At 62.7% G+C, this 19,586-nt stretch carries 18 protein-coding genes; 10 read left to right on the top strand and 8 right to left on the bottom strand.

Annotated elements, in window-relative coordinates; all coding sequences use genetic code 11:
* The first annotated feature begins 43 nt into the window (after positions 1-43).
* The 4 genes from ACNAZA_RS05735 to ACNAZA_RS05720 all read left to right on the top strand — a co-directional run bounded on the left by ACNAZA_RS05735 (position 44) and on the right by ACNAZA_RS05720 (position 3,211).
* Entirely contained in the window at positions 44-859 is an 816-nt protein-coding gene (locus ACNAZA_RS05735; RefSeq protein WP_415795499.1) for a crotonase/enoyl-CoA hydratase family protein, read from the top strand.
* Between the two features lie 21 nt (positions 860-880).
* Positions 881-2,209 carry a serine hydrolase domain-containing protein gene (locus ACNAZA_RS05730; RefSeq protein WP_415795497.1) on the top strand — a complete coding sequence of 443 codons (1,329 nt, stop codon included), beginning with the start codon at positions 881-883 and terminating at the stop codon, positions 2,207-2,209.
* A gap of 5 nt (positions 2,210-2,214) precedes the next feature.
* Positions 2,215-2,613 (top strand): hypothetical protein, encoded by a 399-nt coding sequence (locus ACNAZA_RS05725; RefSeq protein WP_415795496.1) that lies wholly within the window; start codon positions 2,215-2,217, stop codon positions 2,611-2,613.
* A 181-nt stretch (positions 2,614-2,794) separates the two neighbouring features.
* Positions 2,795-3,211, top strand: a complete 417-nt coding sequence (locus ACNAZA_RS05720) for an organic hydroperoxide resistance protein (protein ID WP_415795495.1) — start codon at positions 2,795-2,797, stop codon at positions 3,209-3,211.
* On the opposite strand, the gene ACNAZA_RS05715 is transcribed toward ACNAZA_RS05720, so the two are convergent.
* Positions 3,160-3,888: a 2'-5' RNA ligase family protein gene (locus ACNAZA_RS05715; RefSeq protein ID WP_415795494.1), complete on the bottom strand. Its 729-nt coding sequence runs from the start codon at positions 3,886-3,888 to the stop codon at positions 3,160-3,162. The genes ACNAZA_RS05720 and ACNAZA_RS05715 overlap by 52 nt on opposite strands.
* Before the next feature lie 132 nt (positions 3,889-4,020).
* Here ACNAZA_RS05715 and ACNAZA_RS05710 point away from each other — a divergent pair, with 132 nt between their 5' ends.
* Entirely contained in the window at positions 4,021-5,061 is a 1,041-nt protein-coding gene (locus ACNAZA_RS05710; protein ID WP_415795492.1) for a serine/threonine protein kinase, read from the top strand.
* 24 nt (positions 5,062-5,085) lie between these two features.
* Here the strand turns inward: ACNAZA_RS05710 and ACNAZA_RS05705 are convergent, their stop codons facing one another.
* Positions 5,086-5,559, bottom strand: a complete 474-nt coding sequence (locus ACNAZA_RS05705; protein ID WP_415795490.1) for a hypothetical protein — start codon at positions 5,557-5,559, stop codon at positions 5,086-5,088.
* 322 nt (positions 5,560-5,881) lie between these two features.
* Between ACNAZA_RS05705 and ACNAZA_RS05700 the strand changes: the two genes are divergently transcribed.
* Positions 5,882-7,093, top strand: a complete 1,212-nt coding sequence (locus ACNAZA_RS05700) for an MFS transporter (protein ID WP_462936550.1) — start codon at positions 5,882-5,884, stop codon at positions 7,091-7,093.
* A 9-nt stretch (positions 7,094-7,102) separates the two neighbouring features.
* On the opposite strand, the gene soxR is transcribed toward ACNAZA_RS05700, so the two are convergent.
* Positions 7,103-7,594, bottom strand: a complete 492-nt coding sequence (soxR, locus tag ACNAZA_RS05695; RefSeq protein ID WP_415795489.1) for a redox-sensitive transcriptional activator SoxR — start codon at positions 7,592-7,594, stop codon at positions 7,103-7,105.
* A 152-nt stretch (positions 7,595-7,746) separates the two neighbouring features.
* Between soxR and ACNAZA_RS05690 the strand changes: the two genes are divergently transcribed.
* Positions 7,747-8,208, top strand: a complete 462-nt coding sequence (locus ACNAZA_RS05690; RefSeq protein ID WP_415795488.1) for a RidA family protein — start codon at positions 7,747-7,749, stop codon at positions 8,206-8,208.
* An 82-nt stretch (positions 8,209-8,290) separates the two neighbouring features.
* Complete coding sequence (locus ACNAZA_RS05685; RefSeq protein ID WP_415795487.1) at positions 8,291-9,496, top strand: MFS transporter; 1,206 nt, start codon at positions 8,291-8,293, stop codon at positions 9,494-9,496.
* Positions 9,497-9,671: 175 nt separating this feature from the next.
* Here the strand turns inward: ACNAZA_RS05685 and ACNAZA_RS05680 are convergent, their stop codons facing one another.
* A complete protein-coding gene (locus ACNAZA_RS05680) occupies positions 9,672-11,063 on the bottom strand; it encodes an aminotransferase-like domain-containing protein (RefSeq protein ID WP_415795486.1) in 1,392 nt (463 codons plus the stop codon).
* A 176-nt stretch (positions 11,064-11,239) separates the two neighbouring features.
* On the opposite strand from ACNAZA_RS05680, the gene ACNAZA_RS05675 reads away from it, so the two are divergent.
* Positions 11,240-11,476, top strand: a complete 237-nt coding sequence (locus tag ACNAZA_RS05675) for a hypothetical protein (RefSeq protein ID WP_120971685.1) — start codon at positions 11,240-11,242, stop codon at positions 11,474-11,476.
* A gap of 254 nt (positions 11,477-11,730) precedes the next feature.
* Here ACNAZA_RS05675 and ACNAZA_RS05670 read toward each other — a convergent pair whose 3' ends face one another.
* From ACNAZA_RS05670 to ACNAZA_RS05655, 4 genes are all read right to left on the bottom strand, one after another.
* On the bottom strand, positions 11,731-12,045 hold the full coding sequence (locus ACNAZA_RS05670) for a hypothetical protein (protein ID WP_415795484.1): 315 nt from the start codon (positions 12,043-12,045) through the stop codon (positions 11,731-11,733).
* A gap of 214 nt (positions 12,046-12,259) precedes the next feature.
* The gene (gene htpG / locus ACNAZA_RS05665) at positions 12,260-14,209 is read right to left on the bottom strand and encodes a molecular chaperone HtpG (RefSeq protein ID WP_415795483.1); all 1,950 of its coding nucleotides are present in this window, start codon (positions 14,207-14,209) and stop codon (positions 12,260-12,262) included.
* A gap of 204 nt (positions 14,210-14,413) precedes the next feature.
* Positions 14,414-16,549: a pseudouridine synthase gene (locus ACNAZA_RS05660; RefSeq protein WP_415795482.1), complete on the bottom strand. Its 2,136-nt coding sequence runs from the start codon at positions 16,547-16,549 to the stop codon at positions 14,414-14,416.
* 108 nt (positions 16,550-16,657) lie between these two features.
* Positions 16,658-17,389: a Crp/Fnr family transcriptional regulator gene (locus tag ACNAZA_RS05655; RefSeq protein ID WP_415795480.1), complete on the bottom strand. Its 732-nt coding sequence runs from the start codon at positions 17,387-17,389 to the stop codon at positions 16,658-16,660.
* Between the two features lie 257 nt (positions 17,390-17,646).
* Here ACNAZA_RS05655 and ACNAZA_RS05650 point away from each other — a divergent pair, with 257 nt between their 5' ends.
* Positions 17,647-19,575, top strand: coding sequence for an AMP-dependent synthetase/ligase (locus ACNAZA_RS05650; RefSeq protein WP_415795479.1), 1,929 nt, complete (start codon positions 17,647-17,649; stop codon positions 19,573-19,575).
* Positions 19,576-19,586 lie beyond the last annotated feature (11 nt).

Here is a 19,586-nt window from a genome sequence, read left to right as displayed (position 1 = left end):
GGCATTTTTCGCCGCCCTCTAAGGTTGCGGCAGGAGACCTGCCATGCAAATCGAAATTCCCAGCCCTCCGCCCGAGGGCTGTATTCATTGTGAAGTTCGCGGCCATGTGCTGCTGATAGGCATCAACCGCCCGGCCCGGCGCAACGGCTGGACGCCGGCCATGTTCCAGCAGCTGGGTGAGGCCTATACCCGGCTGGACGACGAACCCGGCTTGCGCGTGGGCGTGCTGCACGCTTTTGGCGAGCATTTCACCGCCGGCCTGGATCTGCCGGCGATTGCCGAGTTCATGAAAGCCGGTCAGAAAGTCATTGCGCCCGGTCTGGTGGAACCCCATGACTTCGGCCTGCCCGGCTATCGCCGCCGCAGCAAGCCCATGGTGGCTGCCGTGCAAGGCATTTGCTTTACCGTCGGCATCGAGCTGATGCTGGGTGCCGATATCGTGGTGGCCGCCGACAACTGCCGCTTTGCGCAGATGGAGGTGCAGCGCTGCATCATGCCCACGGGTGGCGCCACGCTGCGCATGGCAGAGCGCGCAGGCGTGGGCAATGCCATGCTGCACATGCTCACCGGTGACGAGTTCGATAGCGCCGAAGCCTATCGCTGCAACTTTGTGCAAAAAGTCGTTCCCGCCGGACTGCAGCTGGACGAAGCCCTACGCATTGCCGAGCGCATTGCGGCCCAGGCACCGCAGGCCGTGGTGGCCACCCGCTTGAATGTGCTCAAGGCCATAGAGCTTGGCCAGGCCGCCGCCGTGGCCGACTTCATTCCCGTGCAACAGCGCCTGGCCCAGAGCGAGGACGCGGCCGAAGGCGTGCGCTCCTTCATAGAAAAACGCCCCGCACGCTTTACCGGCCGCTGAATCCATTCCAGGGAGTGCACGATGAAACACAAGTCTTTTTCGCTTCAGACCATTACACCTATTGCGCTGGCAGCTCTTCTTTCAGTAGCAAATATACAGGTGATGGCGCAGACCGCCGCCCTGCCCGATCCGGCCAGCACCACAGTGCAGGCCCTGGGCTGGATGCAGGGCTTTCCGCCGCCGCCGGACAAGCAGATCACTTTTGACAACCCCGTGGGAAATGTCTTCCCCCGCATACGCTGGACCTTCTCTCATATCCGCGAGCTGGTGCCCACGGCCAATGTCTGGCGCGGCACGGGCGCACCCAGCCCGCTGCGCGCCGCACCGGTGAATCTGGACGGCGTGCGCCTGAAAGTCATGGGCACGGGCGAGGAGCTGACCTTTGCCCAGTCTCTGGAGCGAAATTACACCGACGGTATCGTGGTGCTGCACAAGGGCCGCATCGTCTACGAGAAATACTTTGGTGCACTGACGCCCGAGCGCCCGCATCTGGCCATGTCGGTGACCAAATCCTTTGTCGGCACGCTGGCCGCCCTGCTGGCCGAAGAGGGCACGCTCCAGCCCGATGCGCCCGTCACCCAGTACCTGCCAGAGATGAAGAACACGGCCTATGGCGATGCCACGGTGCGCCAGGTGATGGACATGACGATTGGCGTGAAATACTCCGAGAACTATGCCGACCCCAAGGCCGAAGTCTGGGACTATGCCCGCGCCGGCGGCATGATGGCCCAGGGCAAGGACTATGCAGGACCCAAGAGCTTTGACCTGTTTCTGCAAGGTCTGCAAAAAGAAGGCGAGCACGGCCAGGCCTTTGCCTACAAGACGGTGAACGCCGAAGTCCTGGCCTGGCTGGTACGCCGCGCCAGCGGCAAATCGCTGGCCCAGCTGATGAGCGAGCGCATCTGGAGCCGCATCGGTGCCGAGCAGGATGCCTATTTCATGGTCGATCGCATAGGCACGGAATCGGGCGGCGGCGGACTCAACACCGCGCTGCGCGATCTGGCCCGCTTTGGCGAGATGATGCGCAATCAAGGCCGCTACAACGGTCAGCAGGTGCTGCCCAAGGCAGTGTTTGAAGACATTCAGCGCGGTGCAGACAAGGCACAGTTTGCCAAGGCCGGCTACACCACCCTGCCCGGCTGGTCCTACCGCAATATGTGGTGGGTCTCGCACAACGACCATGGCGCGTATATGGCGCGCGGCATTCACGGCCAGGCGGTCTATATCGATCCCAAAGCCCAGATGGTGATTGCCCGCTATGCCTCGCACCCGATTGCAGCCAATGGTGTCAATGACCCCATCAGCCTGCCCGCCTATCAGGCTGTGGCCAATGCGCTAATGAAAAAATAGCGTGCATGAAGATCCGACCTCAATACCATCTGCGCTCCGGCCCGCAAGGCCTGCAAGCCTGGGATGTTCGCCAGCTGATTGCGCAGGCCGCCGCCCTGGGGCTGCAGCCCCATTGGGTGGCGCTGGCCGAGATTACCGAACTCGGCCAGCGCTACTGGTTTACCGATCCCGGCGACGAACCCACGCCGCGCGCGGTTGCCGAGCACCTGAAGCTGGTGGAGGCAGCAGACACCCAATACCCCATCTTGCTGGATGCCGAAGGCCGGTTGATGGACGGCATGCACCGCTGCGTCAAACGCCTGAGCCAGGGCCACAGCCATGTGCTGGCCCTGCGCTTTCCCGATACGCCAGCGCCGGACTTTGTGGGCATTGCCGCCGACGACCTGCCTTACGAGGAGGAATGAGGTTGGTTGTTTGAGAGAGTGCTATCAAAAACCATAGCTTCATGTGCTTTATCTGAAAGCGCTTTACGGCTTTTCGATGCTGATTATTGTCTTCCAGGCACAACAGCCATCACCCCTGCAGACCGCAGCCGTCATCGGCTTGCGTTAGCGTGTGAGATTCATCAACCCCCAGGAGATAGCCATGGCCCAGCTCGACAAAGTTCTCTATACCGCCCGCGCCCACACCACCGGCGGACGCGAAGGCGCATCGCGCACCGATGACGGCCGTCTGGATATCCAGCTGACCTCGCCCGGCGGCGCCGGCAAGGGCACCAACCCCGAGCAGCTGTTTGCCGCCGGCTATTCGGCCTGCTTTATCGGCGCCATGAAGGCCGTGGCCGCCCGCCAGAAGCTGACGCTGCCCGCCGATCTGTCGGTGGACGCTGAAGTCGATCTGGGCCCCGTGGGCGAAGTGTTCGGCATTGCCGTGCGCATGACCATCAAGCTGCCCGGCATGGACAAGGCCCAGGCCCAGGAGCTGGTGGATGCAGCCCACCAGGTCTGCCCCTACTCCAACGCCACGCGCGGCAACATCGACGTTGCGCTGACGCTGGCCTGAGCCTCGCCCAGCTCCGCCCATAAAGCCCCGGGCGCGGCGCTGTAGCGCCCGGCGGCCAGATCAAAGCAGCCTTCCAGCACCAGCGGCCCCGCCATATCGGCGCTGGCATAGCGCACCAGGGCCAGTTGGCCGACCGGCTGGGGCGGCAGCCCCTGCCCCAGCTCTTGTTGCTCCTGGAGTTTTTGTAGCGCCTGGGCCAAGGGCAACTGCCGCCCATAGTGACCCAGCGTCACATGGGGCACATAGCGCCAGCCGGGTACAGGCTGCTGCGGCACCAGGGCCGCATGCAGAGCCGCCAGCGCCTCGCCGCCTTCGGCCACGGCCAGATATGGCGCGGAGGTAAAACTGCCCACGCCACGCAGCTGCAGCGCAAAAGGTTGTTGTGCCAGGCTTTTGAGCAAGCCCAAATCGCGGCGCAAGGCCTGCAGTCCGAACTCCCCTGCTTCATGTGCATCACCGTCGGCACACAGACCGCGATAGGCCACGGTGATATGCGGCTGGCGCGCATAGCGCGGCAGCAGACAGTCGCCCAGGGCCGCACGGCCGGCCGCCACCGCCTGGCGGGTCGCCGCATCGTCCAGCCACACCACCCAGACCGCGCACCAAGGGCAGCCCTGGTGCCACTCAGAAAAGTCGCGGTCATCGCAGGGCAGGGACAGTTCGGCGCTAGCATGCATGGCCGCCAGTGTGCCAGTGAAAAATCAGCGATTCCCTGGACCCGCCGGGGCAGATGGCCGTCACTTTGAAAACAAATCTTTTGCCAAGGCCATCTGCGTCATAGCAATGCATTTGCGCATGACAATGCAGGCATGAGCCATCTTCCAGACACTGCGCCAGACCACCCTTATGCGGCCCTCACGCCCGACTGCGTGATCGATGCCCTGTGCAGCACCGCGCTGGTGCCAGACGGGCGCTTTACGGCGCTGAGCTCCTACGAGAACCGCGTTTACCTGGCCCACCAGGATGTGGGTGACAGAGTGGTGGCCAAGTTCTACCGCCCCGGCCGCTGGAGCCGGGCGCAGATAGAGGAAGAGCACAGCTTCTCGCAAGAGCTGGTCGAAAGCGAGGTGCCGGTGGTCGCCCCCCTGGTGCTGCAGGGGCAGACCGTGCATGAGCATGCCGGCTTTCTCTTCAGCGTCAGCCCCTGGCGCGGCGGGCGCAGGCCCGAGCTGGATGACTGGGAGGTGCTGGAATGGATTGGCCGCTTTCTGGCCCGCATTCACACCGTGGGTTCGACCCAGTCCTTTGCCCACCGCCCGGCGCTGGATCTGCAAAGCTTTGGCCATGAGCCCATGAACTACCTGCTGGACAACGATGTGGTGGCACTGGAAGTGCGCAGCCGCTGGCTGCTGGCCTGCGAGCGCGCTCTGCACCTGATAGCACCTGCCGCAGATGGATTAAGCCATGCAGGTCATTTCGGCCTGCACAGTGCAACCCAGATTCGCTTGCACGGCGACTGCCACCCCGGCAATATCCTGTGGACGCCGCTGGACGACCAAGGCCATGGCGGCCCGCACTTTGTGGATCTGGACGACGCCCGCAGCGGCCCCGCCGTGCAGGATTTGTGGATGCTGCTCTCGGGAGAACGCAGCCAGCAGACCCAGCAGCTGTCGGCTCTGCTGGAAGGCTATGAACAATTTCGCCCCTTTGACCGGCGCGAGCTGGCCCTGATCGAGCCGCTGCGCACCCTGCGCCTGCTGCATTACAGCGCCTGGCTGGCCCGGCGCTGGCAAGACCCGATTTTCGCCATCAACTTTCCCTGGTTCGGCACCCTCGACTACTGGCAAAGCCAGGTGGACATGCTGCATGAACAGATAGAAGCCATGCAGCGAGAGCCGCTGTACGCCTGAGCGCGAAGACAGGGGCTGGCCGCTTCAGCAGCGGCCTTCGGCTCTGCAGGCCGGCACCGGCTGGCCGCGCGCATCGCGCCACTGCATCTGGCCGGCATTTTGCGCTGGCGCCGGCGCTTCATAAGCCGTGGCAGGTGGCGCTTTCTCCTCCTGGGCTGGCTGCCGATTGGGATCATGCAACACGGTGGAAGTGCCAACGCCTACGCCCACGCTGGCACCGCCCACGCCCGTGGATGCGCCCACGCCGGCACTGCCCAGCACCTGGCCGCGCTGGTTGACGCCCACTCCCACGCCCACCGGGCCCAGGCCCGTGCCCACACCGGCGCTCAGGCCGCCGCTGCCCATGCCCACGCCTACCGAGAACGGCCCCACGGGAATACCGATTCCCACACCCGCGCCCACAGAGCCGCAGCCCGCCAGCGCCATGCAGGCGAGCAGGACCGCGCAAGCAGCGGTTCGCAGAGACAAAGCGGCGGGGGTGAATGGGGTATGTAGCATGGCGGGACTCCGGTTCCTGGCGGTACAGGCCTTATTTTCCTCTTCTGGGCGATTCCCTTACCGGCCTGGTCTCTGAAGCGGCCAGCAAGCTTGCACAGCAAGGCGCCCCAGCCCAGCGCCGCCATAGATGACCGGGTCTGCACCAGGGGCACGCACGGGGTGCACCACCGGCGGCAAGCAGGCTTTCTAGAATCGGCCCACTGAGCTGCCAGCCATTCAGCCAAGCACCCCTGCCTGCTGGCAAAGTCTTAGAAACGCGTGGATGGTCCAGTCAACGCCGCCTCCAGCGGCATCCACCCGCTCCCACACCAAGAAATTCATCATGCGAACTCAATGGACACCCTATCCCTGGGTGTGCTTTTCCATGTGCGTGGGCGTCATGGGCACCGCCCTGGCCAGCCCGCTGTACCCGCTCTACCAGCAGGCCTGGGGACTTCAGCCCAGTCACATCACCCAGATTTTTGTGGCCTATATGTTCGGCGCGCTGGCCAGTCTGCTGTTTCTGGGGCGGCTGACCGACCGCTTCGGCTTTCTGCCCGTGCTGCGCAGCGGTCTGATCCTCATGACGGCCGGCGTGCTGGCCTCGGCCCTGGCATGGAATGTGGCCAGCTTTGCCGTCTGCCGCTTCATCATCGGCATTGCCTCGGGGCTGATCACCACCTCGGCCTCCGTGGGCATGACCCGGCTCAACAACAGCGGCGATCTGCAGCGCGCTGCCGCCACCACCAGCCTGACCATCGCCTTCGGCTTCGGCCTGGGGCCCGTGGTTGGCGGTCTGATGGCGCAATGGCTGCCCGCACCGCTGCAGACGGCCTATATGCCCTCGCTGCTGCTCAGCCTGCTGGGCATTTATGCGCTGTTCCAGTTGCGCCTGCCAGAGTCGGCCAATACCGTCATCGCCCCGGACCAGCCCTTGTCCCTGCGGGACGTGCGCCCCAGCATCTCCCAGCCGCGCAAGCCGTTTCTGGCCCACTATGCCCTGGGCTGCATGGCGGCGTTTTCGGCCTTTGGCATGTTCAGCCTGTTTGCCTCTCTGGCACCCAGCTTCATGGAACATATGCTGCCCTGGCACGGGCCGGCCGTCTCGGGCCTGTCCATAGGCATCATTCTGTTTCTCTCGGCCGGCGTGCAGCTGATTGCGCGGCCCTACGCCACCAAGAGCGTGATCATCACCGGCTTTTTTGCGCTGACGCTGAGCAATCTGCTGCTCATGGTCAACACCTTTGCGGGCTCGCCCTGGCTGTTTGCGCTCAGCGTGCTGACCACGGCCGCCGGCCATGGGCTGTGCAATCTGGCCGGGCTGTCCGTGGTCAACAAGGTCTCCAAACCCGTCTCCCGCACCGGCCTGCTGTCCACCTATCTGGTGATTGGCTATCTGGGCACGATTGTTCCCATCCTGGGTCTGGGTTGGCTGTCTGACTCCATAGGCCTGACCCGCGCCCTGGTGGCGTTCTGCGTCTGCCTGGGCATTCTCACGACTTTTCTGGGCCTGATGTGCATGCGCGCCCGCGTCCTACCCATACCACGCCAGTAATCTCCGGCATCAACGAAAATGCGGCCCCGGCCCGGCCTGGGCCAGGCAGTCCTCGCCATTGCGCAAGGGACAGGCCTTGAGCGAGAGGCAGCCGCAGCCAATGCAGCCATCGAGCTGATCGCGCAGCTGCGTCAGCCCTTCGATACGCTGATCCAGTTGCTGCCGCCACTGGGCCGACAAGGCGGCCCAGTCGGCCTGGCTGGGCAGCTCGCCGGGCGGCAAAGCGCTCAACGCCTGCGCAATTTCGGCCAAGGGCACGCCCATGCGCTGCGCCACCTTGATCACGGCCACCCGCCGCAGCACCGCACGCGGGTAGCGGCGCTGGTTTCCCGCCGTGCGCGCACTGGCAATCAAGCCCCGGCTTTCATAAAAGTGCAGCGTGGACACCGCCACGCCGCTGCGCCTTGCCACATCGCCCACGCTGAGCTCCTGCAATGCCGGCCCCGTAGCGGCTGCGGTCTCGAACACAGGGGTCTGGCCCGCAGGCTTTGTCGATGGCATGAATCTTCCTTTGGCTGTTGAACCCCGCCATGCCCACATTCCGTGCAGGCCCACTGGCACTGAATGCTTGACCTCAAGCTTGGTTAAGGTTGAAGAATAACCCACAGTTTCTGGCAAACCACGCCAGCGTCACGGCCCATCCAAGGATTTTCATGCCCAGTGCGAACTCGCAGCACACATCGCCTCATCTCATCATTCAACCCGCCGGCCTGTACGACAGCAGCCCCAACGGCTACAGCCATGTGGTGGCGGTTCAGGAACCTGTACGCTGGCTGTTCGTCTCGGGCCAGGGCGGCGAAAACGCCGAAGCCGAGCTGTCCGACTGCTTTGCCGAGCAGGCCGCACAGGCCCTGGCCAATATCAAGACCGCTCTGGCGGCAGGCGCTGCAGACATGGGCCATGTGGTCAAGCTCACGGTGCTCATCGTCGATCACTCGCTTGAGCGCTTCGGCCACTGGCAGCACAGCCTGCGCCAGCACTGGGGCAGCGGCGCGGCCGATGACCCTCGCCCCCGCTTTCCGGCCTGCACGCTGATTCCCGTCTCCAAGCTGGCCCTGCCCGGCATGCTGATTGAGGTGGAGGCGACGGCTGCCGTTCCCGTGTATGCCGCTTGACCCAAGCCAAACACAGCCTCCCTCTAGGCCGCGGCCCCAGGCCACACCTCCCTTGCGCCCTTTTCAGCTCCACCGATTGCCCATGACAGCCACGTCCCCAGCGCAACCCATACTCAAGACCCCCACCCTACTGCTCATGGCCACCGCCTGCGGCCTGTGTGCCGGGGCCAATTACTTCAACCAGCCTCTGCTCAACTCCATGGCCCAGCATCTGCAGATCAGCGATGCCAAGGCCTCGAGCACCGTCACCATGGCCCAGGTCTCCTACGGCCTGGGCCTGCTGTTTCTGGTGCCGCTGGGCGACATGCTGGAGCGGCGGCGCCTGGTGCTGGTCCTGATGCTGCTGGCCGCCGGCGGCATGCTGCTGTCGGGTCTGAGCGGACTCACCGGCAGCTTTGCCCTGCTGGCAGCCGGCACGCTGATGGCCGGCGTGTTCTCAGTGGCTGCGCAGGTACTGGTGCCCATGGCCGCCAGCTTTGCCGCGCCCGGCAGCAGCGGCCGGGCCGTGGGGCTGGTGATGAGCGGGCTCTTGATCGGCATCCTGGCCTCGCGCAGCGTGGCCGGCATTCTGTCGGAGCTGGGCGGCTGGAGCACGGTGTACTGGGTGGGCGCAGTCTGCACCGCGTTGATGGCCGTGATGCTGGCCCGCGCTCTGCCCAAGGCCGCACCGGCAGCACCCGTGGGCTATGGCGAGGTCATGAAATCTCTGGCCGCCCTGCTGCGCCAGCAGCCGCGCCTGCGCAGCCGTGCGTTGATTGGCGGAGCCGGCTTTGCCACCGTGAGCGTGCTGTTTTCCAGCATGGCGCTGCTGCTGGCGGGGCCGAATTTTCAGCTGTCCGATCTCCAGATCGGCCTGATAGGCATTGTCGGTATCGCTGGCGCACTGATGGCCAATGTGGCCGGGCGCCTGGCCGACAAGGGCATGGAACAGGCTTGCACGCTGGCAGGCGCCGTGCTGATGCTGCTGGGCTGGCTGGCCCTGTGGCAGGGCGGCAGCAGCCTGTGGTGGTTTCTGGTCGGAATGCTGGTGGTCGATGGCGCGCTGCAGGCGCTGCACATCAGCAACCAGAACGTGATCTACGCCCTGGCACCGCAGGCCCGCTCGCGCATCAACGCCGTGTACATGACCACGTATTTCATGGGCGCATCGGTGGGCTCGGCCCTGGGCTCCTGGGCCTGGCTCAGCCATGGCTGGAACGGCACCAGCCTGATGGGCGGCCTGCTGGGCCTGATCACGCTGGGCGCGGTGATCTGGGATCGGGCTGGGCGAGAGCTTAAAAACTATTGAATTGATAGCTGCCAGCGCTTTACAAATAAGCGCTGGCAGCTGTTTTTATATGTTTTATGGCTGTGAGTGCTTAGACCTTGCGAACCAAGCAGTGATTGGCCTGGGCTGGCAGGCTTCGTCCCATCTGCGACCGCAGTGAGAGAACTCCTGGAGATGCGCCGTGTTTCCTGGCCCGCTAAACCACGGCAGCACTGAACGACTCGGGACGCCGCGCAAGCAGATGAGACAGCCGTTGAAGACCTGCCTGCAAGCGTCCACGGTCCTTGATGCTGCCCAAAGAGATGCGAATGGCATTCACGGACCCGCTGCTGGTGGTGTCCGTTGTGAATGCCTCCGCCGGCGTGACGGCTATGCCCTCGCTGTCGGCAGCACGCGCAAGCTGTGCGGAGCTCCAATACCCCGGCAACTCAAGCCATACATGCAGACCGTCTCCAGAGCCGCTGTACCGCCCCGCCAGAATATCCCTGGCCATCCAGTGGCGCAGACGCGCCTCCTTGCGTACGCCTGCCATCAATCCGGCCGCCGAACCGTCGAGGATCCATTGCGTGGCCAGTGCGGCCGTCAGAGGCGCAACCATCAGCGCAAATGACCTGAGCGCGACCAGAAAACGTTCGCGTTCCTGCGGGTCACGTATGAGCACGAAGGCGACACGCAGGCCGGGCGTCAGGCATTTCGACAGGGTTGAGATGTAGTACACCTGCTCCGGGGCATACGTGGCAATCGGTGGTGGCGGGGCATCGGCCAGCAGCCAGTAGGGATCGTCCTCGACGATGCGCACATTGCAGCGCTTGGCGATGCGGGCCAGCTCCTCGCGCCGGCGTTCCGGAATGGTGATGGCGGTCGGGTTCTGCAAGGTCGGGTTGAGATAGACCAGTCCAGGCCGGTGCTGGCGGCACGCTTTCTCGAGCATCTCAGGCCGCATCCCGTGCTGGTCCGCTGGCACCGCAATGATGTGCCGACCAAATTGGGTCGCTGCGGTGCGCAGGCCGGGATAGCTGGTCGGCTCTGCCAGGATCACATCGCCAGGCTCCGTCAGCGCCAGGATCAAGGCGGCGATCGCCGCTTGCGCCCCCGGACAGACCAGCACCTGCCCCGCATCCAGAGTTCCAAACATAGGCTCAAGCCATTGGGCTCCAGCTTTGCGGTCAGAGTCGCTTCCCCCGCCCAAGTGATAAGTCATCAGCAATTCAGCATCTGTCCTCATCAAGACTTGAGACAGACCTTGCTTCAACATATCGTCGAAGTCCACGCCATCCGGCGGCGGCGGGGTATTCATGCTCAAATCGAGGACCGTGGTCAATTCGACTTTCGGCGCCGCGACATAAGTGCCTCGAGCACCGCGGCCCTCCAACAAGTGGCGGCGTCTGGCTTCGTCGTAGGCGCGCGTGACTGTCGTCAGGTCAACGTCCAGCTGTGCTGCCAGGCGGCGCTGCGGAGGCAGGCGGTCGCCCGGGGTCAAAGATCCGTCGGCCACCGCCGCCTGCAAGGCATCCGCGATCTGCAAAAAACGGGGTCCGCCCTGCACGGCCAATCGCGGCAACCAGATTGGCAAAGTGTCATCTTGCATGGATTTCAACGGCGACGTTTCTCTCAATGTATGGAAATTGCTTTTAAGTAATATGCCTCAGAACGTACAGTGACACTATTCTTGTATGGCTGTCGCTGACGTTTTCGCCTCTCTCATCTGGGAGGTGGTGTTCCTCACTGTAGACAGTGTCAAGTCATAGGCTGGAAATTCTCAAAATGATCGATTGGGTCCCTGTAGTCTTCGTTACGTTCAAGGTTCTCATCTTCGGCACGTGCATGTTTTTCGCCATCAAGTGGCATTACGACCAAGGCAAAAAGAAGGGGGTGAGCAAGGGTGCGTTGCTGCGCACAGTCGCCAAGGTGGCGGCCCTTTTCCTGCTGGGACTGCTGGCTGTGCTGCTCTTCACCTTCGGCATTGCCAAGATGCTTGGTATGGATTTGAGCCTCCCATGATGGCAAAGGCGGGGCCAACGACATCCAGCCAGGCGATGAATCCTGCATTCGTCGAACAACCATCAGCTGCAACCCCATCGAAGATGGCAAGCCGCCTCGCATCGCTGTTGCAGATGACAAGGTTGAAGCCGTGAATGTCGAACGGAAACCTTGACGTGGGGAGAGGTCTGTTTTTGGCCGATCTGCGACTGTCGCTGACCGACCCGTTGCGGTCTCTCGGAAGGTCTGCTCTAGTCACGTGCTCCAAGGCCGCATCACCCACCTTCAAGGTGGGTGACCGCAAGTCGCGCATAAATTGCAAATACAAAGATGGCGAAGGGAATCAGCAGACCAAGAACCACAGCGTGCCAATACGGAATCCGTTTGCGTAGCCAGGGTTTGGAAGCGCGCCAGAACGACCAGAAGAACAGAGGCAAACCCACAAGCCAGAAGAATAGAGCAGGATGACCGAGCCGCTCTGATGCGCTGCCGCCGAATAGAAGAAGCAGCGGATACAGCCAAGCAGCTAGGTACTCGCGCCAAAACAAGCGCACAGTTTCGAAAAGTGGATGAGTCAACGTGCCTGACATAGCGACCTTACGAAGATATGACGCCCAGAGTCTAAGAGCTAGAGGCCGCCGCCACCCCCTCCAAAAAAAACGGGGGGGCGAAATGTTCGCTTTCAATCCAAGCAGCGAAGGACCGCTTCTGGCCGGCTCCAGCCCTCCAAGCCCGTCGCCATCCATAAAAAAAATCCCCGCAGAGCCACCACTCTGCGGGGATTTTTATTGGGAGCTAAGCCGTTTAGGCCAGCAGCGCATTCACGCGCTTGACGTAGGAGGCAGGGTCTTCGGGCAGACCGCCTTCAGCCAGCACAGCCTGGTCAAACAGGATCTGCGCCAGATCGTGGAAGTGGACTGAACCGTCCAGCTTCTTGACCAGCGGGTGCTCGGGGTTCACTTCCAGCACGGGCTTGGATTCGGGCGCAGCCTGACCGGCCTGCTTGAGCAAACGGGCCAGCTGCAGGCTCATGCCGCCGTCCTGTACCACCAGGCAAGCGGGAGAATCGACCAGGCGGCTGGTAGCGCGCACATCGTCGGCCTTGTCCTTGAGAGCGTCCTTGAGCTTGGCCAGCAGAGGCTTGAAGGCTTCGGCTGCCTCTTCGGCGGCCTTCTTCTCGTCTTCGTTCTGCAGCTTGCCCAGATCCACCGCGCCCTTGGCCACGGATTGCAGCGGCGTGCCGTCAAATTCATTCAGATAGTTGAGCGCCCACTCGTCCACACGGTCGGTCATCAAGAGCACTTCAATGCCCTTTTTCTTGAACACTTCCAGCTGCGGGCTGTTCTTGGCCGCAGCCAGAGTGTCGGCCGTGATGTAGTAGATCGCGTCCTGGCCTTCCTTCATGCGGGCCTTGTAGTCGGCCAGCGAGACGGTCAGACCTTCGTGCGTGGTCGAGGCAAAGCGCAGCAGCTTGGCAATGCGCTCCTTGTTGCCAAAGTCCTCGCCCAGACCTTCCTTGAGGACGGCACCGAACTCGTTGTAGAACTGGCTGTACTTGCCTTCCTTGGCCTTGTCTTCTTCGCTGACCACGTCTTGCACGCCGTCCGCGCCTTCGGCAGCGGCTTCATGCTTGTCGTGGCGGGCCAGGTCTTCGAGCATGGAGAGCACGCGCTTGGCCGAACCGTCGCGGATCAGCTTCACATCGCGGCTTTCCTGCAGCAGTTCGCGGCTGACGTTCAGCGGCAGATCGGCGGAATCGATCACGCCCTTCACAAAGCGCAGATAGTTGGGCATCAACGCTTCGGCGTCGTCCATGATGAAGACGCGCTTCACATACAGCTTGATGCCGGCGCTCTTGTCGCGCTGGTACAGGTCGAACGGAGCCTTGGCAGGGATGTAGAGCAGCTGCGTGTACTCGGTATTGCCTTCGACGCGGTTGTGGCTCCAGGTCAGCGGATCTTCGAAGTCATGGCTGATGGCCTTGTAGAAGTCCTTGTACTGCTCTTCGCTGATGTCCTTCTTGGCGCGGGTCCACAGGGCGCTGGCCTTGTTGACGGTTTCCCACTCGCCGGTCTTGACCATCTGGCCGGGCTGATCGTTCTCGCCGTCCTTCCACTCTTCCTTTTCCATCAGGATGGGCAGGCTGATGTGGTCGGAGTACTTGGCGATGACCTGCTTGAGCTTGTAGCCGTTGAGGAATTCCAGGGCGTCGTCACGCAGGTGCAAGATGATGCTGGAACCACGCTCGGCGCGCTCGATCTGCTCGACTTCGAAATCACCCGAGCCGCCGCTGATCCAGCGCACGCCTTCGGAGGCCGGGGCACCGGCACGGCGCGATTCCACGGTGATCTTGTCGGCCACGATGAAGCCGGAGTAAAAGCCCACGCCGAACTGGCCGATCAGCTGCGAATCGGCCTTCTGGTCGCCGCTGAGCTTGTCCATGAAGGCCTTGGTGCCGCTCTTGGCAATCGTGCCCAGATTGTCAATGGCTTCCTGCTGGCTCATGCCAATGCCGGTGTCGGTGATGGTCAGCGTCTTGGCCTTCTCATCAAAGGACACACGCACTTCCAGATTCGGTTGGTCGCCATAAAGGCTGGAGTCGTTGAGCGCCTCGAAACGCAGCTTGTCGCAAGCATCAGACGCATTGGAGATCAGCTCGCGCAGAAAGATCTCTTGGTTGGAATACAGCGAATGCGTGACCAGATGCAGCAACTGGGCCACTTCGGCCTGGAAGGAATGGGTTTGCTTTGTCATGTATTTGTGAGCGAAAAATGAAGAAAATCAAGCCGCCACAAGAGGCACTCATGGCGATGCTGGCCAACACTTAAGGACAGAGCCCGGGATTTCAAGAGCCGTAGCTCTATGAAAAAAGCGCAAGCGCCATTCAAAAAGAATAGCTGCTTGCGCTTATATGCAAAGGGGTTAGAGCAGATTAAACTAAAAATCTGCTTCAAAGCCTCAGAACTGCTCGTGAGGGGCAAGGTAACGCCACTGACCCACGGGCAGATTGCCCAGCGTCACGCCACCGATGCGGATGCGCTTCAGACCCACCACGCGCAGACCCACCAGTTCGCACATGCGGCGAATCTGGCGCTTCTTGCCTTCGGTCAGCACAAAACGCAGCTGCTCGGGGTTTTGCCAGTCCACCTTGGCGGGTTTGAGGGGCTCACCGTCCAGCTCCAGGCCGTGGCACAGCAATGCCAGCTGTTCTGCCGGGAAAACGGACTGCACATCCACATCGCGGTCGCCAAAGGTCACGCGCACCAGGTATTCCTTGTCGACTTCCGAGTCCTCACCAATGATGTGGCGGGCCACACGGCCGTCCTGGGTCATCACCAGCAGACCGACGGAGTCGATGTCCAGACGGCCGCAAGGCGCCAAGCCCTTGAGCTGACTGAAGTTGAAGCGCGTCTTGCTGTGATCCTGGTTCCAGCGGTTTTCCGGCTTGACCAGCACCACGGCGGGCTCGTGACCGTCTTCAGCCTGACCGCTGACATAGCCCATGGGCTTGTGCAGCAGGATGGTGACTTGCTGGTCCTGGCGGTCCTGTGCCTTCTGGTCCACGTCGATGCGGTCGCCCGGCACCACGTTCTGGCCCATCACGGCGACTTCGCCATTGATCTTGACCCAGCCGTTTTCCACCCACTCATCGGCCTCGCGGCGCGAGCACATGCCCATATCGGCAATGCGCTTGTTGATACGGATCGCACCGGGACGATCGTCCTGGTTCACCGCAACTTCGGCACGCTTGACGGGAATGGCACGGTCCGAACCATCGGATGCGGGACGGTAGGTACGAATGCCTGTCGTAGGACGGCGTTCGGATTCGGAAACAAAGGAGCCAGGAATATGGCGCGGTTCGCCACCACGGCTGCCGCCACGGTCATCGCGCGAACCACCACGGAAGTCCTTGCGATCACCACGATCGAAGGAACGACCTTCAGGACGCGCTGGGCGATCACCTCGGTCATCGCGACGGGGGCCGAAGCCACGGTCATCACGACGGCCTTCTGGACGGTCGCCCGAAGGACGGAAGTCACGGCGCTCGCCATCAGGACGGCCAAAGCCACGGCCTTCTGGGCGTGCATCACCACGGTCGCCACGGTCATCGCGACGAGGACCGAAACCACGGTCGTCACGACGGCCTTCTGGGCGGTCGCCATCACGGCGGAAATCACGGCGCTCGCCATCCGGACGACCAAAGCCACGGCCTTCGGGACGTGCATCACCACGGTCGCCACGGTCATCGCGACGGGGACCGAAGCCACGGTCGTCACGACGGCCTTCAGGGCGGTCGCCGTCACGGCGGAAGTCTCGGCGCTCGCCATCCGGACGACCAAAGCCACGGCCTTCGGGGCGTGCATCACCACGGTCGCCGCGGTCATCGCGACGAGGGGCGAAACCACGGTCGTCACGACGGCCTTCTGGACGGTCGCCCGAAGGACGGAAATCACGGCGCTCGCCGTCGGGACGGCCAAAGCCACGACCTTCTGGACGCTCACCGCGATCGCCACGGTCACCGGAGCTTTCGCCGTAGGGGCGGAAACCACGGTCACCGCCGCCAAAGCGACGCTCGCCTTGCTCGGCCGGGCGCTCGGCACGGTCAAACTGGGAGCGTTCAAAGCGGGGGCGATCGGAGTAAGCACGGTCCGAACGGGGACGGTCGTTGTGCTCGTTGCGTTCGAAACGCTCGCGCGGCTGTCCGTCGCGCTGCGAGAAACCGCCACGACGCTCGCCGTCTTCGCGAATCGGGCGATTGGCATCACGGGCCGGACGGCCTTGATCCGGACGACCGAAGCCCGAGGTGCGGGCGGGTCGCTCGTCACGCTGGGGGCGGTTGTCTCGGAAATCACGACCACCGCTGCGCTCGGCGCGATCGCCACCACGGGGGGCGTCACGGCCGTCACGGCTATCTCGGGAACCTCGCGCATCACTGCTGCGGCCTCGGCCTGCATCGCGGCCTGCTGGCGCGCCGCGAGCGGGCGCGGGCTTGGCAGGAGCACGCAAAACAGGGCGCGCCGAAGAAGAATCAGACGACGCGGAGGACTTGCCAGCGCCTGGGGCGCCGGAATCTTTAGGGGAATTGGATGACATCAGGCCGCTATTGTCGCGCGACAAGCCCTTTTAAATCAGCGACTTGTCCACAATTCCAGCGTGGTGCCGGGTTTTATTCAGGATTCCTTGCCGCCCGCGTCAATTGCGCTAAGCGACTGCCTTGCGCGCCGGGCTGAATTCTCCACGCCTCAGGGCAGCCAGATCCAACACGCGCAAGCCGCCGTATTCGACCTGAATCACGCGCTCATGCTGGAGCACGGCCAGGGCTTCATTGACACGCTGGCGCGACAGGCCGACTAGGTTGGCCAGCTCCTGCTGGGTGATGCGCAACACCTGACCCACGCCGGGATAGAGCAAGGGGTTGAACAAGGCCGCCAGACTGCGCGCCACACGCAGATCAGGGTTGCTCATGCGGTCGATTTCGCGCGCCGCAATGAACTGGCCCAGACGCTCGTTGAGCTGGTGCATGACAAAGCGGTTAAAGCCTATGGAGTGATCAAGCAGCCAGTGAAAAGTGTCGATGTGCAAGCCACCCACCACGGTTTTACGCAGGGCCTGCACGTTGTAGCGATAGGGCTCGCGCTTGACGGCCGTGCCTTCGCCAAACCAGCCCCCGGGCGGCAGGCCTGCCAGCGTCATGCTCGCGCCATCGGCACTATCGGTGTTCATCTTGAGCAATCCGTCCACCACGCCAAACCAGTAGGTGGGTGAACGTCCGGTACGGCAAACGTAATCGCCTGGATCGGCATCGCCCACCACCAGCACGTTCAACACTTTGTCGCGCTCGGCGGGCTGCAGGACTGACAACCACGGTATTCCATCCAACTCATCGGGCCGAGGCTTTCGGCGCCTCTGGTGCAAAGACAGTTCTTGACTCATGGGGCAAGAGCATTGCCGCTGCAGCACGCCAGGGAAAGCGGGATTCCCCCGAGGCAGTAAATGCGCCCCTTTCTGCAGCATTTGCCACAGCGGATATCCACTATGGAGAGTTACCCTTGAATTGTCGTCAGACAGACATCAGGGCGTCAAAGTCACCCATAGGATGCCTGCAAGACTTTGTAAACAGCGTTTGGTGCTTCGCCTTTCGAGCGGCTGTTTGCTTTTTGACAACCAAGAATTGCAACAGAGGACTAGGCATGACCACCACGTTCCCGCACCTGCTGCTCAAGCACGCGACCGAACGCCCTGATGCTCCGGCCCTGCGCGAGAAGGAATACGGCATCTGGCAAAGCTGGAGCTGGCGCCAGGCCGAGCAAACCGTACGCCATATGGCCTGCGGCCTGCGTGCCCTGGGCTTGCAACGCGGTCAGAACCTGGCCTTCATCAGCGACAACCGGCCCCATGTGTACATGGGCTTTCTCGCCGTCCAGGCCTGCGGCGCCGTACCGATTCCGCTGTATCAGGATGCGGTGGCCGCCGAAATGCGCTTTGTGATGGAAGACGCAGAAATCGCGTTTGCCTTTGCAGAAAACCAGGAGCAGGTGGACAAGCTGCTGGAAGTACGCGAGTTGGTGCCCTCCATCACCCACATCATTTATGACGACCCGCGCGGTCTGCGCAAATACGACCAGCCCGGCCTGATCAGCACGCAAGACCTGCTGGCCAAGGGCAAGGAATGGGAAGCACAGCATGCCGGCGGCTATGAGGCCATGCTACAGGCCATCTCACCCGACGATGTTTCGGTCATCCTCTACACCTCGGGCACAACGGGCAAGCCCAAGGGCGTATGTCAGACGCACAAAAGCTTTGGCGAATCCGCCCGTGGCGGCGTGGAGACCGACAAGCTCACCGCCTCCGACAATGTGATCTGCTACCTGCCCCCGGCCTGGGTGGGCGACCATCTGTTCTCGTTTGCGCAGTGGCTGGTGGCTGGCTTCACTATCAACTGCCCGGAATCGGCCTCCACCATCTCCATAGACCTGCGCGAGATCGGCCCCACTTACTACTTTGCGCCGCCCCGTATTTTCGAAGGCATGCTGACTTCGGTGTCGATTCGCATGGAGGACGCCGCACCCTTCAAGCAATGGATGTATGACAAGGCCATGGCCGTGGCACGCCGCGTGGGCTCGGACATTCTGGACGGCAAGAATGTGAGCACCCTGGACAAGCTCAAGTACCAGCTGGGCAGCCTGTTTATCTACGGGCCGCTGCGCAATGCCTTGGGTCTGTCGCGCATCCGTGTGGCTTATACCGCCGGCGCCGCCATCGGCCCGGAGCTGTTCCGTTTTTTCCGCTCCATCGGCATCAACCTCAAGCAGCTCTACGGCCAGACCGAAACCTGCGCCTATGTCTGCATTCAGCGCGACCGGCAGGTGGAACTGTCCAGCGTGGGCCAGGCCGCCCCAGGCATCGAGCTCAAGATTGCCGACAACGGCGAAGTGCTGGTCAAGGGCGTGTCCGTGCTCAAGGAGTATTACAAGCGCCCCGACGCCACGGCCGAAGTGATTGACGAAAACGGCTACTTTCACACCGGCGATGCCGGCGTCATCGATGCCAGCGGCCAGTTGCGCATCATCGACCGCGCCAAGGATGTGGGCAAGACCAGCCGCGGCGCCATGTTTGCGCCCAACTACATAGAAAACAAGCTCAAGTTCTTCCCGCACATCAAGGAAGCCGTGTGCTTCGGTCATGGCAAGGACGAGGTCTGCGCCTTCATCAACATCGACTACGAAGCCGTGGGCAACTGGGCCGAGCGTCAGGGTCTGCCTTATGGCGGCTATGTGGATCTGGCTTCCAAGGCCAAAGTGCTGGAGCTGGTAGCCGAATGCATAGGCCAGGTCAATGCCGACCTGGCTGCCGAAGCCGGCATGGCCGACACCCAGGTGGCGCGTTTTCTGGTGCTGCACAAGGAGCTGGATCCGGACGACGACGAACTCACCCGCACCCGCAAGGTGCGCCGCAACTTCATTGCCGACAAATACGGCGTGTTGGTCGAAGCCCTGTACACGGGCAAGACACAGCAGTTCATCGAGACCCAGGTCAAGTTCGAGGACGGGCGCACCGGCAGCGTCAGCGCCACCCTCACCATCCTGGATGCCAAGGTTCACCCGGCCCGCGCCGCCTGAGAAGGAATGCC

Source organism: Comamonas aquatilis, assembly GCF_965139575.1.
In the GTDB taxonomy this organism is placed as follows: Bacteria; Pseudomonadota; Gammaproteobacteria; order Burkholderiales; family Burkholderiaceae_C; genus Comamonas; species Comamonas aquatilis.
The sequence above is the reverse complement of the archived record's forward strand: the minus strand, read 5'-3'. Positions and strand labels throughout refer to the sequence as shown.

What these genes read in the sequence shown, in the direction of transcription:
- ACNAZA_RS05730 (WP_415795497.1), top strand. Translation starts at nt 881, where the DNA reads ATGAAACACAAGTCTTTTTCGCTTCAGACCATTACACCTATTGCGCTG.
- ACNAZA_RS05680 (WP_415795486.1), bottom strand. Translation starts at nt 11,063, where the DNA reads ATGCAAGATGACACTTTGCCAATCTGGTTGCCGCGATTGGCCGTGCAG.
- soxR (WP_415795489.1), bottom strand. Translation starts at nt 7,594, where the DNA reads ATGCCATCGACAAAGCCTGCGGGCCAGACCCCTGTGTTCGAGACCGCA.
- ACNAZA_RS05650 (WP_415795479.1), top strand. Translation starts at nt 17,647, where the DNA reads ATGACCACCACGTTCCCGCACCTGCTGCTCAAGCACGCGACCGAACGC.
- ACNAZA_RS05670 (WP_415795484.1), bottom strand. Translation starts at nt 12,045, where the DNA reads ATGTCAGGCACGTTGACTCATCCACTTTTCGAAACTGTGCGCTTGTTT.
- ACNAZA_RS05710 (WP_415795492.1), top strand. Translation starts at nt 4,021, where the DNA reads ATGAGCCATCTTCCAGACACTGCGCCAGACCACCCTTATGCGGCCCTC.
- ACNAZA_RS05705 (WP_415795490.1), bottom strand. Translation starts at nt 5,559, where the DNA reads ATGCTACATACCCCATTCACCCCCGCCGCTTTGTCTCTGCGAACCGCT.
- ACNAZA_RS05725 (WP_415795496.1), top strand. Translation starts at nt 2,215, where the DNA reads ATGAAGATCCGACCTCAATACCATCTGCGCTCCGGCCCGCAAGGCCTG.
- ACNAZA_RS05700 (WP_462936550.1), top strand. Translation starts at nt 5,882, where the DNA reads ATGCGAACTCAATGGACACCCTATCCCTGGGTGTGCTTTTCCATGTGC.
- htpG (WP_415795483.1), bottom strand. Translation starts at nt 14,209, where the DNA reads ATGACAAAGCAAACCCATTCCTTCCAGGCCGAAGTGGCCCAGTTGCTG.
- ACNAZA_RS05660 (WP_415795482.1), bottom strand. Translation starts at nt 16,549, where the DNA reads ATGTCATCCAATTCCCCTAAAGATTCCGGCGCCCCAGGCGCTGGCAAG.
- ACNAZA_RS05715 (WP_415795494.1), bottom strand. Translation starts at nt 3,888, where the DNA reads ATGCATGCTAGCGCCGAACTGTCCCTGCCCTGCGATGACCGCGACTTT.
- ACNAZA_RS05735 (WP_415795499.1), top strand. Translation starts at nt 44, where the DNA reads ATGCAAATCGAAATTCCCAGCCCTCCGCCCGAGGGCTGTATTCATTGT.
- ACNAZA_RS05720 (WP_415795495.1), top strand. Translation starts at nt 2,795, where the DNA reads ATGGCCCAGCTCGACAAAGTTCTCTATACCGCCCGCGCCCACACCACC.
- ACNAZA_RS05675 (WP_120971685.1), top strand. Translation starts at nt 11,240, where the DNA reads ATGATCGATTGGGTCCCTGTAGTCTTCGTTACGTTCAAGGTTCTCATC.
- ACNAZA_RS05690 (WP_415795488.1), top strand. Translation starts at nt 7,747, where the DNA reads ATGCCCAGTGCGAACTCGCAGCACACATCGCCTCATCTCATCATTCAA.
- ACNAZA_RS05685 (WP_415795487.1), top strand. Translation starts at nt 8,291, where the DNA reads ATGACAGCCACGTCCCCAGCGCAACCCATACTCAAGACCCCCACCCTA.
- ACNAZA_RS05655 (WP_415795480.1), bottom strand. Translation starts at nt 17,389, where the DNA reads ATGAGTCAAGAACTGTCTTTGCACCAGAGGCGCCGAAAGCCTCGGCCC.